General features: G+C 63.3%; 11 protein-coding genes. 7 read left to right on the forward strand and 4 right to left on the reverse strand.

Features of this window, described 5'->3' with window-relative positions:
- The first annotated feature begins 154 nt into the window (after positions 1–154).
- From NKI37_RS18240 to NKI37_RS18255, 4 genes are all read left to right on the forward strand, one after another.
- The gene (locus tag NKI37_RS18240) at positions 155–2443 is read left to right on the forward strand and encodes a GumC family protein (protein ID WP_352794526.1); all 2289 of its coding nucleotides are present in this window, start codon (positions 155–157) and stop codon (positions 2441–2443) included.
- 355 nt (positions 2444–2798) lie between these two features.
- Positions 2799–3698 carry a bifunctional methylenetetrahydrofolate dehydrogenase/methenyltetrahydrofolate cyclohydrolase FolD gene (folD, locus tag NKI37_RS18245; RefSeq protein ID WP_023669302.1) on the forward strand — a complete coding sequence of 300 codons (900 nt, stop codon included), beginning with the start codon at positions 2799–2801 and terminating at the stop codon, positions 3696–3698.
- 17 nt (positions 3699–3715) lie between these two features.
- The gene (locus NKI37_RS18250; protein ID WP_032891834.1) at positions 3716–4714 is read left to right on the forward strand and encodes a GlxA family transcriptional regulator; all 999 of its coding nucleotides are present in this window, start codon (positions 3716–3718) and stop codon (positions 4712–4714) included.
- A 149-nt stretch (positions 4715–4863) separates the two neighbouring features.
- Positions 4864–6522: a vWA domain-containing protein gene (locus NKI37_RS18255; RefSeq protein ID WP_352626307.1), complete on the forward strand. Its 1659-nt coding sequence runs from the start codon at positions 4864–4866 to the stop codon at positions 6520–6522.
- 77 nt (positions 6523–6599) lie between these two features.
- Here the strand turns inward: NKI37_RS18255 and edd are convergent, their stop codons facing one another.
- From edd to zwf, 3 genes are all read right to left on the reverse strand, one after another.
- The gene (gene edd, locus NKI37_RS18260) at positions 6600–8423 is read right to left on the reverse strand and encodes a phosphogluconate dehydratase (protein WP_023747208.1); all 1824 of its coding nucleotides are present in this window, start codon (positions 8421–8423) and stop codon (positions 6600–6602) included.
- 64 nt (positions 8424–8487) lie between these two features.
- Entirely contained in the window at positions 8488–9204 is a 717-nt protein-coding gene (gene pgl, locus NKI37_RS18265; RefSeq protein WP_023701816.1) for a 6-phosphogluconolactonase, read from the reverse strand.
- Positions 9186–10655: a glucose-6-phosphate dehydrogenase gene (gene zwf, locus NKI37_RS18270; protein WP_352789349.1), complete on the reverse strand. Its 1470-nt coding sequence runs from the start codon at positions 10653–10655 to the stop codon at positions 9186–9188. Before zwf ends, pgl begins: the two co-directional genes overlap by 19 nt.
- Positions 10656–10976: 321 nt before the next feature.
- Here zwf and NKI37_RS18275 point away from each other — a divergent pair, with 321 nt between their 5' ends.
- The 3 genes from NKI37_RS18275 (at position 10977) to NKI37_RS18285 (ending at position 14580) form a co-directional block, all read left to right on the forward strand.
- The gene (locus NKI37_RS18275) at positions 10977–11723 is read left to right on the forward strand and encodes an SDR family oxidoreductase (RefSeq protein WP_027049416.1); all 747 of its coding nucleotides are present in this window, start codon (positions 10977–10979) and stop codon (positions 11721–11723) included.
- A gap of 180 nt (positions 11724–11903) precedes the next feature.
- Positions 11904–13199 carry a Mur ligase family protein gene (locus NKI37_RS18280; protein ID WP_352789351.1) on the forward strand — a complete coding sequence of 432 codons (1296 nt, stop codon included), beginning with the start codon at positions 11904–11906 and terminating at the stop codon, positions 13197–13199.
- Between the two features lie 85 nt (positions 13200–13284).
- Positions 13285–14580 carry a Mur ligase family protein gene (locus NKI37_RS18285; protein ID WP_023697307.1) on the forward strand — a complete coding sequence of 432 codons (1296 nt, stop codon included), beginning with the start codon at positions 13285–13287 and terminating at the stop codon, positions 14578–14580.
- Positions 14581–14601: 21 nt separating this feature from the next.
- On the opposite strand, the gene NKI37_RS18290 is transcribed toward NKI37_RS18285, so the two are convergent.
- Positions 14602–15447, reverse strand: coding sequence for an SH3 domain-containing protein (locus NKI37_RS18290; RefSeq protein ID WP_023697306.1), 846 nt, complete (start codon positions 15445–15447; stop codon positions 14602–14604).
- Between the last annotated feature and the right edge of the window lie 146 nt (positions 15448–15593).

A 15593-nucleotide genomic window follows, 5' to 3' on the forward strand; every position in this document is an offset into this window, starting at 1 on the left:
CGCCATTTTACAGATCCCGGCAATGCGTGGCGAAGCGAGAAACTTTCACTTGCAGACTTCGGAAATTAACCTTTTGTTTCCCATGCCTGTTTAGCGTGACTTAACGATTGGCCGACCGCCGCTCCCGCGCCGTCGAAGGTAAAGTTTCGAGACAATGGTCGACAGGGAAAACCGTGAAGACTGGAGGCGCGAGCGTTCCCTCCTGGCGCTCGGCGAAGCCGTGCGCGGCGATGAGGCGGCGGATGCGTCGGCGGTCTCGATCGGTGACCGGGTGGATCCGTCATGGCGCGAGGATGCCGCCACGCGTCACCGCATAGCCCGCTCGCAACGCGAGGCGCGGTCGAATCCGGCGCCAACGTCACCGCCCGAGCCGCCGCAGTTCCAGGCCGACGGCGAACCCGTTTCGGCCGGCAGCGCGCGTGAGGAGCCTGTTTCCGGCCGGCGTCAGCAGCACGCCGCCTATGAGCCCCGCTCTTTCCACGAGCAGCGACCGGACCGCGACGACGATGACGGGCAGGAATGGAAACCGCTGATCGATCCGCTCCAGGTCGTCCGCGGCATTAGTCGTTCCAAGTTGCTGATCGTCTCGACGACGATATTGGGGACGGTGCTCGGCGTCGCCGTCGCCGTTTCGACACCGAAGAAATACGAAGCCACCACACAGATGGTCATCGAGCCAGGCGACCTGAAGCTTTCCGACAACGATCTCACCCAACCGGTCGGGCAGCCCGATGCGGCGCTGGCTGTTGTCGAAACCCGCATCAAGATGGTGACATCCGGCAAGGTCCTCGACAAGGTCGTGGCCGATCTCAATCTCGTCGACGATCCGGAATTCAACGGACAGGGCTCTGGCGGCGTTGGCGTCCTGTCGCTCATTCGCTCGATACTGTCGCGCCAGGATGGCCCTGGCGGCGGCGGTGAAGTGCGCCGCCAGGCGCTGGCGGTCGGCAATCTGGCCAAGAGCCTGTCGGTTGAGCGCAGCGGCAAGAGCTTTGTCGTTTCCATCAGCGCCACCACTCAAAGCGCCGACAAATCGGCGGAGATAGCCAATAGGACCAGGGACGTTTTCCAGCAGGAGGCGGCCCAATACCAGTTCGGGATGGCCGGGCGCGCGACGGACCAGCTGACGGCCAAGCTCGATGACCTGCGCAAGAATGTCGAGACAGCGGAGCGCAAGGTCGAGGATTTCAGGGCCACGCATGATCTCGTCGACGCGCAGGGCCATCTGATCAGCGACGACCAGATGCTGAAGCTCAACGAGCAGCTCTCAGTCACCCGGGCCCGTACGCTGGAACTCAATGCCCGGGCCGCGTCGGCGCGTTCGCTGGACGTCAATTCGGTCATCAACGGCACGTTGCCGGAAGAAATCAATTCCAACACGATGAGCGAACTGCGCGCGCAATATGCAGCTTTGAAGCAGGAGGCCGACCGCGCCGCCGTGCGTCTGGGACCGCGTCATCCCGAATACCAGGCGCTCAGTGCCCAGCTCGACGGCTCGCGCGAGCGCATCGCAGGCGAACTGCGCCGCATCGCCTCGTCGCTGCAGGTCGATTTGAAGCGCTCGGTTCAGCTTGAGCAGGATCTCGCTTCCCGCCTGGCTCAGGCAAAGGTCCAGAGCGGAGACGTCAACAGCGATCTGGTCAGCCTGCGCGAACTGGAGCGTGATGCCACGGCCAAACGCTCCGTCTACGAACAGTACCTTCTGCGCGCCAAGGAGACCGGCGAACAGCAAAACATCAACACCACCAACATCAATCTGATGACCCCCGCGCAACCGCCGCTCGAACCCAACGGACCGTCGCGGGCTGTAATAGCGCTGGCCGGCCTGCTGCTCGGACTTGCTTCGGGCATCGGTCTCGGCGCCATGCGCGGCGCCTTTGCCAGCCTGCGCGGCGCTGCCAATTCGCGTTCGCGCGGCAGAATGGACGAGCGCCGCCCTCCGGTCGAGGACAAGGTCTATCGCGCGCCGCTGCCTGTGGCGCCGCCACCGGCAGCACCTCCGGTGTTGCCGACCGCGGCCGCTCCCGCCCGGAGCCCAGGTCTGTTCGACGGACTGTTCTCGGCGATGCGCAAAGCCGCGCCGGGTAGCGGGACGTCAGGCGAACCCGTCGAGACCTACCGCGCCCAACCAGCCGCCGAATATACAAGGCCGGTGCAGGAGCCTGTGGGCTATCGCCAGCCGGACTTCCGGAACGAGGTTCCGCACGCCAATTCCCCTGCGCAGCAGCCTGGCTACGCGCAGCCTCGTCAGCCGGCTGACTATGCCTATTCGCAGGCTCAGCCGATGCCCGCGGCGTCCGGGCCGTGGTCTTCTCCGCAGCCCGCTGGGGCGGCGCCGGAAGACCAGCAGGCGCAAATCGACGATATCCGCGCCAGCCTGCGCGAATTTCGCGAAGCGGTGCGCGAACTCACCGAAAGCCGTTCGCACCGCCGCTATTTCTGAGCAATTCCAGGAAAAGTGTGAAACGGTTTTCCCGGGAAAAGCGCGTAGCGCGCTTTCCCTTGGGAATTGCGTCAAAACAAGAAATAGAGCGGTTCAGCCTTTCCGTGAAAGGATGAGTCGCTCTGAGCCCGTCAGCACAGAATAAAAGCTGCCGGTTTCGAGTTTACGGCATGTGACGGCGCTTTGACGGGATTGCTTAGGCCAAATTTCGTGACAATGCCGCGCAGCATGGCGCCCAAAAAGCGCTGCCGTCGGGCTTTACCCGAATGGGCGGAACGTTTGGAACAACGACATGCACGAAGCAACGTTCAAGGCGCGCGCCGCGCCTTGGCTGGAATGATGTCGAGGATGGTTCATGGCCGAAGTGATTGACGGAAAGATCGTCGCCGCAGACGTGGTTCAGAAGGTCAAGGCCTTGACCGAGGACCTGGTCGCCAAGGGAAAGGCCCAGCCCGGCTTAGCGGTGGTCATCGTCGGCGAGGATCCGGCAAGCCAGGTCTATGTCGCGTCGAAGTCGCGCACCGCCAAGGAATGCGGCTTTCATTCGCTGCAGCACACACTGCCGGCCGACACGTCCGAAGCGGCACTGCTGAAGATCATCGGCGAACTCAACGCCGATCCGGCCATCAACGGCATTCTGGTGCAGCTGCCGCTTCCCGCCCATATCGATGCCGGCAAGATCATCCAGGCCATCGCACCGCAAAAGGATGTCGACGGCTTTCATTTCATCAATGTCGGCAAGCTCGGCACCGGCGAACTCGAAACAGCCTTCGTGCCCTGCACGCCGGCCGGCTCCATGCTTTTGATCGAACGCGTGCGCGGCAAGGATCTTTCCGGCCTCAACGCGGTCGTCGTCGGCCGCTCCAACATCGTCGGCAAGCCGATGGCAAATCTGTTGCTTGCCGCCAACTGCACCGTCACCATCGCCCACAGCCGCACCAAGGATCTGCCGGCACTGGCCCGCACAGCCGACATTCTGGTTGCCGCCGTCGGCCGGCCCGAAATGATCAAGGGCGACTGGGTCAAGCCCGGCGCCACCGTGATCGATGTCGGGATCAACCGCATTGCCGCACCCGAGAAGGGCGAAGGCAAAACCCGCCTCGTCGGCGATGTAGCCTATGCCGAAGCGGCCAAGGCCGCCGGCGCCATCACCCCCGTGCCCGGCGGTGTCGGACCGATGACCATTGCCATGCTGATGGCCAATACGTTAGCCTCAGCCTACCTTGCGGCCGGCTTGAAGCGGCCTTCCTTCTGACCCAGAAAGCAGCTTCTTTGCCGAACCTTACTGTACCCTCTGAACGGCCGGTCGTGGATGATCCCGTTCAAGGGGGCCGGCAATTCGCGTTCCTGCTGGTCGACAAGTTTTCGATGTTTTCGCTGGCAGCGGCGATCGATACCTTCCGCTCGGCCAACCGCCTGCTCGGCCGCGATTTCTATGGCTGGACGACGGTCTCGGCCGACGGCGATCCCGTCATGGCCTCCAACGGCCTGCCGCTCAAGATCGACTATGCCGTCGCCGATTTGCCGCCCGTCGATATCCTATTCGTGTCGGTGGGCCTGTCGGTCGAGTTCCCCGGCAAGAGCAAGGTGCTGGCGGCGCTGCGCAGCTGGGGCCGGCGCGGCAATGCGCTCGGCGCGTTGTCGGTCGGCTCTTACCTCCTGGCCGAAGCCGGCCAGCTCGAAGGCTATCGCTGCACCATTCATTGGGAAAACCGGGCCGGCTTCGTCGAGCGCTTTCCCGACATCAACTGCACCGGCAACGTCTTCGAGATCGACCGCAAGCGCTACACCTGCGCCGGTGGCACGACCTCGATCGACCTGATGCTGGAGATCGTGCGTGGCGACTTCGGCTCGAACCTCGCCAACGGCGTTGCCAACCAGTTCCAGCATGAGCGCATCCGCTCCGCCGGCGACCGCCAGCGCGTCGGGCCGGAGCGCGACCTGACCGGCAAGTCGGAGAAGCTAAGGCGCATCGTCGAACTGATGGCCGACCATCTCGACGAGCCGCTATCAGCCGTGCAGCTTGCCAAATCGGCGGGCCTGTCGGTGCGCCAGGTCGAGCGCTTGTTCCTGCGCCATTTGAGCGTCACGCCCGGTCGTTACTACATGCGGCTCAGGCTTGAGCGGGCGCGCGAACTGCTGCGCCAGACCAACATGCCGATCCTCGACGTGGCCATCGCCACCGGCTTCACCTCGCATTCCTATTTTGCCCAGAGCTACCGGCTGCAGTTCGGCCGTCCGCCTTCCGAAGAGCGGCGCACCACGTACTGACGCGGTGCTGAGCCGGCCTCGGAACAGGCCTCGGCCGGCGCCGATCCTGTTACACGGCAACCGTTCGTGACCCGCTCCGGGGCTTGTGTCCGGACGCGCTGTCAAATAGCTTCCGGCGCGGATCAGAGGGCGGCCTCAAGGAGATTTCGATGGCGGGACTTTTGCGGAGCGTCGCTGCGGCGCTGCTCCTTTTGTCGATGACTTCGCTCGGCTTTGCCGCCAATAGGGTTATCATCATTCTTGACGCTTCAGGCTCGATGTGGGCCCAGATCGACGGCAAGCCGAAGCTCGAGATCGCGCGCGAATCGCTGAGGACCGTACTGCAGTCGGTCCCGGGCGACGACGAGATCGGCTTAATGGCCTATGGCCACCGCGAAAAGGGCAGCTGCGACGACATTGAGCTGATCGTGCCGCCGCAAGCCGGCTCGGCTAGCGCCATTTCGGCCGCTGCCGACAGCCTGAAATTCCTCGGCAAGACGCCGCTGACCGCAGCCGTCAAGCAGGCGGCCGAAGCTCTGAAATACACCGAGGACAAGGCGACCGTGGTTCTCATCACCGATGGGCTTGAAACCTGCGAAGGTGACCCGTGCGCGCTGGGCAAGGAACTGGAGGCCTCAGGCGTCGATTTCACCGTCGACGTCGTCGGCTTCGGCCTGACCGCTGACGAGGGCAAGCAGATCGCCTGCCTTGCCGACAACACCGGCGGCAAATATATCCAGGCCTCGGACGAGAAGGCGCTGCAGGAAGCACTGGTCGAAACCGTCGCCGCGCCGGCTCCGGCGCCGGCACCCGAACCCGCTCCGGCGCCTGCCCCTGAACCGGCAAAGCCCGAATTCAATTTCATCCCGAGCGTGGTCATGGCGGAAGGCGGCGATCCGATCACCGACGGCAATGCCTGGGAGGTCTACAAGGCCAAGCCCGATGGCACGCGCGGCGAGGCCGTCACCACCCAGTACAACAACTACGAGGCCAATCTCGAGCCGGGCGACTATGTCGTCGTCGCGCGCGCCGACGAAGCTCGGGCGGAACAGAAGGTCAAGATCCAGGCGGGCCAGGTCTACAAGCCGCTCTTCACCTTGAACGCCGGCACCATGCTCATCCATCCGAAGCCAAGCCAGGGCGCCGAGATCAGTGACGAAGCCCATGTCGACTTCGCCTTCCCGGGCGGCAGCACCACCCACTATGGCGACACCAGGATCATCGTGCCGGCTGGTGAGCAGAAGGTGACGGTTGCGATCGGCAGCGGCTCGGTGACCGAGACCATCCAGCTCGCCGCCGGGCAGACTGTGGAAAAGGACATAGTCGTCGGCGTCGGCCATGCCGCCGTCAACGCCTACTACACCGCAGGCGGCGACAAGGCTGACTCCTCGGGCATCAGCGTCCAGATCGTCAAGGCCAAGAAAAAGATCGACGGCTCGCGTGACGATGTCGCTCACTCCTATGGGCCCGACAGCAAGTTCTGGCTGCCGCCGGACGACTATGTCGCGGTCACCTCGCTTGAGCTCGCAACCGTCGAGCAGCCTTTCAGCGTCAAGGTTGGCGACGTCAAGGACGTCAAGGTGACGCTCGATGCCGGCGTGCTGGTGATGTCGGCGCCGGGCGCCTATTCGATCGAGGTGCTGTCGTCGAAGAAGGATATCCAGGGCAACCGCAAAGCGCTCGGCCTGAACTATGGCGACACCTGGCAGCAGACTATCCCAGCCGGCGACTATGTCGTCCTCCGCCACATGTCCGATCAAGGCCATGACAAGGAAATGCCGGTGACGGTCAAGGCCGGCGAACGGAGCGAGATTACGGTTCAGCCGTAATCGCCATCCATCCCTCACCAAAGGGCGGCCTCAAACCGAGCTCGAGCCGCCCTTTTTACAAAATAGGCAATGATGCCTCAAGCCGTGCCGAAAGCACTGGCGCCGTGGTCGGCGCGGCCGACCAGCTGGCGGAAACCGGCGAACAGCTCGCGGCCGAAACCGAACTCGTTGCCGATGAGATCAATGTCGGCCGTGCGGCGCAGCGCGAGCTCGGGCCCCGGCACCAGCACTTCCAGCGTGCCGGCATCGGCGTCGAGCCGGATGATGTCGCCGTCATGGATCCTGGCGATCGGCCCTTCCTCGACCGCTTCCGGCGTTACATGGATCGCCGCCGGCACCTTGCCGGAAGCGCCAGACATGCGCCCGTCCGTGACCAGCGCGACGCGCTGGCCACGATCCTGCAGGATGCCGAGCACGGTGGTCAGCTTGTGCAGTTCCGGCATGCCGTTTGCCTTTGGGCCCTGGAAGCGGATGACGGCGATGAAGTCGCCGGTCAGCGTGCCGGCCTTGAAGGCTTCGTTCAGTCCCTGCTGGCTGTCGAACACCTTGGCCGGCGCCTCGATGACGCGGCGTTCCGGCTTCACGGCGGACGTCTTGATGACGGCGTGGCCGAGATTGCCGGCGAGCACTTTCAGGCCGCCGGTCGGCTGGAAGGCCTTCTTGAACGGCGCCAGCACCTTCTCGTCACCGCTCTGCAGCGGCGAGGCTTCACGCACGACGCCGCCATCTTCGCCGAGCCGGGCCTCGACCGCATAGGGCCTCAGGCCTTCGCCCCATACCGTCTGCACATCCTCATGCAGGATGCCTTCGTCGAGCAATTCGCGGATCAGGAAGCCGAGCCCGCCGGCGGCATGGAAATGGTTCACGTCGGCAAGCCCGTTCGGATAGACGCGCGCGAGAAGCGGCACCGCTTCCGACAGGTCGGAAATGTCCTGCCAGGTAAGCGTGATGCCGGCCGCCGCGGCCATGGCGATGAGATGGATGGTGTGGTTGGTAGAGCCGCCGGTGGCGTGCAGGCCGACGACGCCATTGACGAAAGAGCGCTCGTCGATCATGCGGCCGACCGGCGTGTAGGCGTTGCCGAGCGCGGTGATCGCCAGGGCTCGCCTGGTCGCCTCGCGCGTCAGCGCGTCGCGCAGCGGCGTGCCTGGATTGACGAAGGACGCGCCGGGCGTATGCAGGCCCATGATCTCCATCAGCATCTGGTTGGAATTGGCGGTGCCATAGAACGTGCAGGTGCCCGGCCCGTGATAGGATTTGGACTCCGCTTCGAGCAGTTCTGCGCGTCCGGCCTTGCCCTCGGCATAGAGCTGGCGAACCTTGGCCTTCTCGTCGTTGGGCAGGCCCGTCGTCATCGGCCCGGCCGGCACGAACACCGCCGGCAGATGGCCGAAGGTGAGAGCCGCGATCACCAGCCCCGGCACGATCTTGTCGCAGACGCCGAGATAGACGGCGGCGTCGAACATGTTGTGCGACAGGCCGATCGCCGCCGACATGGCGATGACGTCGCGCGAAAACAGCGACAGCTCCATGCCGGGCTGTCCCTGGGTCACGCCGTCGCACATGGCGGGCACGCCGCCGGCCACTTGCGCGATGCCGCCAACTTCCTTCGCGGCTTCCTTGATCAGCGCCGGGAAGGTTTCGAAGGGCTGATGCGCCGACAGCATGTCATTGTAGGAGGTGATGACGCCGAGGTTCGGCACCTTGTCGGCGCCGAGCGCCAGCTTTTCAGACGGGCTGCAGACGGCAAAGCCATGCGCGAGGTTGCCGCAAGACAGGACGCCGCGGTTGGCGGTGCGGCTGGAGGCCTCGGCGATGCGGCCGAGATAGCGCTCGCGGCCGGCTTTCGAGCGTTGGCGGATGCGTTCCGTGATGGCTTCGATGTCGCGTCTGGCTGTCATGGTCGGTCCTTTCGAGCCCCGGAAGAACGTCCTCCACCGTCTGCCGGGACTACTTTGCGTGAAATCAGGGTGCCCAGAACACCTCTACCGGGGTGGGTGCCGCTTCGAGCACTTTGCGGATGGGCTTTTTCGCGCCCGGTCCCATCGCATCGTCGAAGGCGGTGCGCTTGTCCTCGCCTTCTATATGCAGCGCGATGAAGCCGGCGTCGACGATCCGCGCCAGCGGCAGCGTCAACCGGGGTTCGCCGGCGCTTGCCGCGTGAACCGGCAGCACGATCCTTGATGAGGCTGGGTCGAGCAAATCGCCGAGATTCTCGGCGTCGGGAAAGAACGAGGCGGTGTGGCCGTCGCCGCCCATGCCGAGCACGACGACATCGAGGGGCCAGGGCAGAGCCTTCAGCGCCGCATCGTCGGCCGCCGCGGCGGTCTCGATGCTTGCCGCCTCATGGTAGAGCGGCACGAAGTGCGCGGCAGCCGCCTTGTTCTGCAGCAGGTTGGCCGCCACCAGCCCCGCATTCGAGCGCGGCGAGGAGGCCGGCACGAACCGTTCGTCGACCAGCGTCACCGTCACCTTGTTCCAAGCGATCGGAATGGCCGAAAGTGCTGCAAAGAACTTTGCCGGCGTGGTGCCGCCGGAAACGGCAAGCAGGGCCGTGCCGCGCTCGTCGATGGCCTTGGTCAGGCGCGCCGCGACATTGCCGGCAAGGGCTGCCGCCAGATCCTGGCGCCCGGCAAAGCCGTTCCAGTTATAGACGGGCTCGCTCAATTGCTTTCGTGCCATGTCCGCCCGTCGCGTTCGATCAGCGCAATCGAGGCCGAGGGACCCCATGTGCCGGCCGTATAGCCTTGCGCCTCCTGCCTGGCGCTTTCCCAGGCGTTCTGGATCGGGTCGATCCACTTCCATGCCGCCTCGACTTCGTCGCGGCGCATGAACAGCGTCTGGTTGCCGCGGATAACATCCATGATCAGCCGTTCATAGGCGTCCGGCGCGCGACCGTCGAAAGATGTTGCAAAGCTCATGTCGAGCGGGATCTGGCGCAGCCGCATGCCGCCCGGGCCTGGATCCTTGATCATGATGAACTGCTTGACGCCTTCGTCGGGCTGCAGCCGGATCACCAGTTGGTTGGCTGAGATCGGCCCGGCGCTGTCGCCGAAGATCGAATGCGGGATCGGCTTGAACTCGATGACGATTTCCGAAACGCGGGTCGCCAGCCTTTTGCCGGTCCGGAGATAGAACGGCACGCCGGCCCAGCGCCAATTGCCGATCTCGGCCTTGATGGCGACGAAGGTCTCGGTGGAGCTGTCTTTGCCGAGTTCCTCGACATAGCCTTTCACCGCGCCGCCTGCAGAGGCGCCGGCGCGGTACTGCCCGCGCACGGTGTGCTTGGGTGCCTCATTGCCGTTGATGCGCTTCAGCGCCCGCAGCACCTTCAGCTTCTCGTCGCGCACGGCATCGGCATCCATCGACGATGGCGCCTCCATGGCAACCAGGCAGAGCAGCTGCAGCATGTGGTTCTGCACCATGTCGCGCAGCGCGCCGGCCTTGTCGTAGTAGGTGACGCGGTCTTCAAGACCGACGGTCTCGGCCACCGTCATCTGCACATGGTCGATATGGGCAGAATTCCAAAGCGGCTCATAGAGCGCGTTGGCAAAGCGCAGCGCCATCAGGTTCTGCACCGTCTCCTTTCCGAGATAGTGGTCGATGCGGAAGATCTGGCTTTCGTGGAAGTCGTCTCCAACCACGTCGTTGAGCTTGCGCGCCGAATCGAGGTCGCGGCCGATCGGCTTCTCCAGCACGATGCGTGAATTCGGCGTGATGAGATTGTGGGCTTTCAGCTGGTGCGAGATGTCGCCGAACAGCGCCGGCGCAACCGCCAGATAGAAAGCGCGAATGCGGTCGCTTTCGCCGATCGCCTTTTTCAGCTTGTCGAAGCCGGCACCCGTCGTCGCGTCGGCCGATACGTAGGACAGCCGGGCAAGAAATGTCTTGAGTTCCTCGGCGTCGATGTCGGCCGGCTTCACATGCTGGGAAATCGCCTGCTTGGCGAAAGCCTGGAATTCCTCGTCGCTCATCTTGGAGCGCGAGGTGCCGATGATGCGGGTCGGCTCGGAAAACTGGTGGTCGCGCTGGCGGTGGTAGAGCGAGGGCAGCAGCTTGCGTTCCGACAGGTCGCCGGTGCCACCGAAAATGATGAAGTCGAAAGGCTCGACGGGAATGATCTGGCTGGTCATGGTCTGTCCGCTTTGACGCCGCTCGCTGTGACGCGGCAGGATATAATCTAATCGATTTAAACTATCCAGTGCCATGGTGTCACATCGAGGCCAAATCACTGCATATTGATTCGCTCCAAATGTGCCTTGACACTGGCTGCCACCCGGAGGCTTTTCGTCAAGCGATGGTCCCGGGGCTTTCGCGCCTGCAACATAAAGCGGGAATGTGACGAAAGCTAATGCGTGTCGCCCAGAAGTGCGAAGCGGTTCTGGGAGACAGACACGCATCAAACAAAAAGGAAAATGCGCTTGCGAGGTGGGTCTTCAATGAGCGGAAAAAGCATGCGTCTGGAAAACAAGGTTGCCGTCATCACGGGTGCTGCGTCAGGTTTCGGCGAAGGCATGGCCAGGCGCTTTGCCGAAGAGGGCGCCAAGGTCGTCGTCGCCGACCTCAACGCCAAGGGCGCGGAGCGCGTTGCAGCAGAGATCGGCCAGGCCGCGATCTGGACCCAGACCGACGTTTCGCAGCGTTCCGAATTCGACGAGATGGTCTATGCCGCAAAAAGCGCCTTCGGCCGCATCGATATCATGGTCAACAATGCCGGCTACACCCATCGCAATGGCGACATGCTCGACGTCGACGAGGCGACCTTCGACCTGATCACTTCAGTCAACATGAAGGCGATCTATCACGCCGCACTTGCCGTGGTGCCGATCATGGAGCGGCAGGGCGGCGGCGTCATCCTGACCACGGCTTCGACCGCCGGTCTGCGGCCGCGGCCGGGGCTCACCTGGTACAATGCCTCGAAGGGCTGGGCGATCACCGCGACCAAGTCGATGGCGGTCGAACTCGCGCCCAAGAACATTCGCGTTAACTGCCTTTGCCCGGTCGCCGGCGAGACCGGCATGCTGGAGAAATTCATGGGCACCGACACGCCCGAGATCCGCGAGAAATTCCGTGCCTCGATACCGCTCGGCCGTCTGTCGACGCCGCTCGATATCGCCAACGCTGCGCTTTGGCTTGCGTCGGACGAAGCCGCCTTCATCACCGGTGTGGCGCTGGAGGTCGACGGCGGCCGCTGCATTTGAGCAATTCGGGAAGTACCTCGCTGTTCGCAATGCATGGCAGACAGAGCAATGTCGGCAAGAGTTCGCATCGGTGCGCCGGCCGGCCGAGGAACGAACAGTTGACGTCGTCACGCCGGACCCCAGTTTGACTTCTCGATCCCCCGAAAGGCATAACGGGATCCTGGATAGTGTTGGCGGGTGATGAAGATCAGGCAGCAGAAAAGTCGCTACGATCTTGGATGGCGGCTGCGGCTTTACCTGGCCACCCGTGCGCGGGCGCGAAGCAAGGCAATTTTCATCGGCATTACCGGAAGCTCCGGCAAGACCACGGCGGGAAGCCTGCTTGGACACATCCTGGCCGGTCATGGTTCGGTCCATACACAGGTTCTGGCCAACACGATGAAACTGTTGGTCTCGACGCTATCCAGGCGAATGGGAAAGGGTGGCAAAACCGACTACGTCGTCTTCGAGGCTGCTGCATTCGGCCCGGATACAATGAAGCCCATGGCCGAGTTGCTTCGCCCCGACGTGGCTGTTGTCACAATGGTCCGGCTGGAGCATCGGGCCAGTTTCAAGACTGTGGAAAACGTCGCTCGAGAAAAGAGCGCCCTGGTCGCGGCGCTGGAGCCGGGCGGCTTCGCGATGCTCAATGCCGATGACCCTCTTGTGATGGGCATGGCCTCGGCGAGCTATTGCCGTTCCGTCACATTCGGCACATCGGAGCAGGCGGATTATCGCGTCAGCGATATCGAGGCAGCCTATCCCAAGCCGTTGCGGTTCTCGCTCCACTGGCGCGGCGGTGTGCTCGATATCGAGACGTCGTTCCCCGGCCAGCATTTCTGGCTGCCGACGTCAGCGGCGGTTGCAACCGCTCTTGAGCTGGGCGTGCCTGCGCAGATGGTCAAGGACAGAACCGCGACGTTCCAGCCTCTGGAAAATCGCGGCCAGGTGCTCGTCCCCGCGGGCGGCCCCCACTTCATCGTGGATGCCGCAAAGGCGCCCTGGCATTCGCTGAGCCTTGCCTTCGACATGGTAGCCGGATCGACATTCGGGCGAAAACGTATCGTTCTTGGCCAGCTATCGGATTTTTCCGGCTCGAATAACAGATATGCCCAAGCCTACAGCAGCGCGCGCGAGATTGCAGACCAGGTGATTTATGCCGGCGATCATGCCCATCGCTCCAAGGCGAACCAGGCAGATCGCGACAGCGGCCGCTTCATCGAATTGCGCACGGCCAGGGAAGTGTCGGACTACATCGCCCAAACCGCGCAGCCTGACGAGTTGATCCTGCTCAAGAGCTCGTCCAATCTGCACCTCGAGCGTGTCGCTCTTGCCTGGACCCACGACGTCCAGTGCTGGGTTTCGGTATGCGGCAAGACCGAGGGATGCGAGCAATGCGGCCTCTATGAAGTGCCGTTTGAGCAGCACCGTGAGTTTGTGGCGCAGAGAAAATCGAAGCGTCGCAAGCACAGACTGCTGCGGCTCCTCGGCCGCTAGAATCTTTGGCTGAAGCACGCCAGCGCCCGTTTGACTCTGGAACTTGGCACGACGCATGTTAGGCTGGGCTAAAAGCTGGCGGGGTGTGAAACTGGAATTGCTGAAAATTCGCAAGGACTTGGGCTGGGCGCTGCGACGGCTGCAGGCGCGCTGGGTGCGGGCGCGTAACAAGGCGACGTTCATCGGCATTACCGGCAGCTCCGGCAAATCCACATCCACCAGCCTGCTTGCACACATACTGGCCGCCCAAGGCAAGGTGCATCTACAGGCCCAGGCCAATACAATGCCTGCGCTCATCCGAACGCTTTACAAGCGCCTGAGGAAGGCCGGCAAAGTCGATTACGTCGTTTTCGAAGCCGGCGCTTCCGACTTCGGCACGATCAGCGCCATGGCGCAGATGCTGAAGCCGAGTGTGGCGGTGGTTACGATGATCCGTCTGGAGCATTTCGGCAAGTTCAAGACTCTGGAAGCTGTGGCGGGAGAGAAGCGGGCGCTGGTCGGGGCACTCCAACCCGATGGACTTGCGGTTCTCAATTGCGATGACCCACTGGTGATCGGCATGGCGTCTGGCGCGAAATGCCGGATTGCGACCTTCGGCCAGTCCGGCGAGGCAGACTACCGCGTGAGTGACGTGCATGCCGCGTATCCGGAATTGCTGCGGTTCACCCTTCATTGGCGCGGTGGCAGCCTGAATATTCAAGCGCCTTTTCCCGGCGAGCAATTCTGGCTGCCGACTGCAGCGGCTGTTGCCGCCGCCTTGGAACTTGGCGTCCCGCCAGAGCAAGTCGTAGCGAGAACGGCATCGTTTGCACCACTGCCCAACCGCTCTACGGTGCAAGAGGTATCCGCGGGTCCGAAATTCCTGGTCGATACGGCCAAAGCGCCCTGGCATTCGCTCAACATTGCCCTGGAGATGATTGCAAAGGCCAAGGGTGCTCGCAAGCGCATTGTGCTGGGGCAGATATCCGACTACGCCGGCTCGTCGAGGAAATACGGCGCCGCCTACAACATCGCGCGCGAAATCGCCGATGAGGTCATTTATACCGGCGACAATGCGCATCGCTCGCGCGCCAGCCAGGCCGACCGCGACAGCGGCCGTTTCATTGAGCTTCGCACTGCCAAGGAAGTTTCGGATCATATCAAACGGACGGCAGTCCCAGGAGAACTGATTCTGCTGAAAAGTTCGTCCAACCTTCATCTGGAAAGGATCGCGCTCGCCTGGACACACGACGTCAAATGCTGGGTCCCGATATGCCGCAAGTCGGAAAGCTGCCAAATGTGCGGCCTCTACGAGGTGCCGTTCGAGGAACAGCGGGATTTCCTGGCGAAGCGCAAACTTGCTCGCAGGAGACACCGTTTCAGGTGGTTGCTCGGCGGCTGACCAGATCTGGCGGCTTGCGTCTCAATCCCCGGTCTTGATGTAGCTCTTGTAGATCCAGCCGCGCTTGCCGTTGTAGACGATCTGGCACCATTTCTTGCAACTCATCACCTGCACCGACGACTTGGCGGGCACGGTCCCCATGGCGGCGGCGTTTTTCTGCGGACCGCTGCGCATTGTCACCGCCCTGAGGATGCGTCCGGTGCCGGCGGCAGCAGCCACCTTCTGTGGCTTGGCCTTGGCCTGGGTATCGTCCGTTGCGGCGGAAGATTGCTCGTTTGGAAGTTGCGGTTTTGGCGTCGGTATGGCGGCGGTCTCGGCGTCGTCGTCATTGGCGGGAGCAGCGACCTTTGACAGCTGCGTCGTGGCGTCGCTCTGCGCCGCCGGTTCTTCGAATGCCGCGGCATCAGACGGTTTGGCGGCAGCCTGCTCGGCAGGCGCCTGATCGGATGGCGTCGCGGCAGGGTCGCTGTTGGATTGCGCCGCAGTCCAGCGCGGATCGTTGGCCGACAGCGGCGGCATGGCAGCCCCACCGGCAGCGACCGTCGATGAAACCGCATCGCCCTTGCGCGCGGCTTGTGGCGCCGCTACCGCGGCAGCCGTGGCCGCGACCGGGGCAATCTTGGTCGTCTTGACCGGAAAAGTCGGAACGTTCTGCTGTGTGCTGGCGATCGCTTGCCGGTCGCTGGCCGGCAACGCCAGCCAAAGCGCTATGCCCGCCACGCCAAGCAGCGCTGCGGTGCCGACCGCGGCGATCACCAGATGCGAATTCGTGCGCACCCCCTGCCAGAAGGAGGGCCGCATGTCATAGCCGAATTGCATGGCGAAGCGCCGACGTTCCGGCGCGCCGAAACTGAAGGGCTCGTTCACTCTTGCCACCTCCAAAAGATGAGCCGGTGTTCTTTCGATCGGCGCCGGCAGCCCGGCATTCGATCGGCATCGGTCCCAACAACAAAGCGGGCAGGCCCGCAGAAATCCCCGTTCAATCGCCCAGAACCGGCATCCTTTGCCCTTGA

The organism is Mesorhizobium sp. M0626, assembly GCF_040320665.1.
Lineage (GTDB): Bacteria > Pseudomonadota > Alphaproteobacteria > Rhizobiales > Rhizobiaceae > Mesorhizobium.

Excerpts from the sequence above, each read along its gene's own strand:
- zwf (WP_352789349.1), bottom strand. The coding sequence starts at position 10,655 with ATGACCAGCCAGATCATTCCCGTCGAGCCTTTCGACTTCATCATTTTC.
- NKI37_RS18255 (WP_352626307.1), top strand. The coding sequence starts at position 4,864 with ATGGCGGGACTTTTGCGGAGCGTCGCTGCGGCGCTGCTCCTTTTGTCG.
- folD (WP_023669302.1), top strand. The coding sequence starts at position 2,799 with ATGGCCGAAGTGATTGACGGAAAGATCGTCGCCGCAGACGTGGTTCAG.
- NKI37_RS18275 (WP_027049416.1), top strand. The coding sequence starts at position 10,977 with ATGCGTCTGGAAAACAAGGTTGCCGTCATCACGGGTGCTGCGTCAGGT.
- pgl (WP_023701816.1), bottom strand. The coding sequence starts at position 9,204 with ATGGCACGAAAGCAATTGAGCGAGCCCGTCTATAACTGGAACGGCTTT.
- edd (WP_023747208.1), bottom strand. The coding sequence starts at position 8,423 with ATGACAGCCAGACGCGACATCGAAGCCATCACGGAACGCATCCGCCAA.
- NKI37_RS18280 (WP_352789351.1), top strand. The coding sequence starts at position 11,904 with ATGAAGATCAGGCAGCAGAAAAGTCGCTACGATCTTGGATGGCGGCTG.
- NKI37_RS18240 (WP_352794526.1), top strand. The coding sequence starts at position 155 with ATGGTCGACAGGGAAAACCGTGAAGACTGGAGGCGCGAGCGTTCCCTC.